2 pseudogenes are annotated in these 622 nt (G+C 61.7%); both read right to left on the bottom strand.

From position 1 onward, the window contains the following. Positions 1-219, bottom strand: a pseudogene (locus B3V69_RS19100) (microcin ABC transporter permease); the annotation flags it as partial. Positions 220-222: 3 nt separating this feature from the next. Then, positions 223-622 (bottom strand): annotated as a pseudogene (locus B3V69_RS19095) (ABC transporter substrate-binding protein); the annotation flags it as partial.

Genomic DNA, 622 nt, shown 5'->3' with positions numbered 1-622 from the left:
AGCCTTGATCTGCTCCAGGCGCTTGGGATCGACACCTTGCGCGCCACGGTAGCTCAGGCCGCCGCCCTCGGCGCTCCTGCCGGTACCCGCCTTGGCCTCGGCCAGGTACTGCTCCACCGGGCCGCCGGGCACGAACTGGATGACGACAAAGGTGAACAGCAGCACCCCCAGCAAGGTGGGCACCATCAGCAACAGGCGTTTGAGGATATAGGCCAACATGATTTATTTGGCCCACCAGGTGTCAATGGCCCAGCTCTCGCCTTGAGCATAGGGCGGCATGGTGTCGGATTTGGCGACGCGCCAGCTGTTGTAAACGATGCGGTGGGTGCCGGCCGTCCATTGGGGAATGAGCAGGTGGCTATGGCTGATCACACGCTCCAGCGCGCGGCAAGCCGGTAGCAATTCGGCCTTGGTCTTGGCGCTGGTCATATGGTTGATCAAGGCATCGACTGCCGGGCTTTTGACGCCCGACAGGTTGCCGGAATCCTCCAAGTCTGCGGCTTTGGAGCCAAAAATGTCAGCGTACTCTTGCCCCGGGTTGTGCGTGCCGCCATAGGCGAGTGAGGTGATGTCGAACTCGAACTTCTGCAGCCGCTGCTGGTACAGGGCAAAGTCTACCGGG

The organism is Rhodoferax sp. UBA5149 (assembly GCF_002413825.1).
Lineage (GTDB): Bacteria > Pseudomonadota > Gammaproteobacteria > Burkholderiales > Burkholderiaceae_C > Rhodoferax.
The sequence above is the reverse complement of the archived record's forward strand: the minus strand, read 5'-3'. Positions and strand labels throughout refer to the sequence as shown.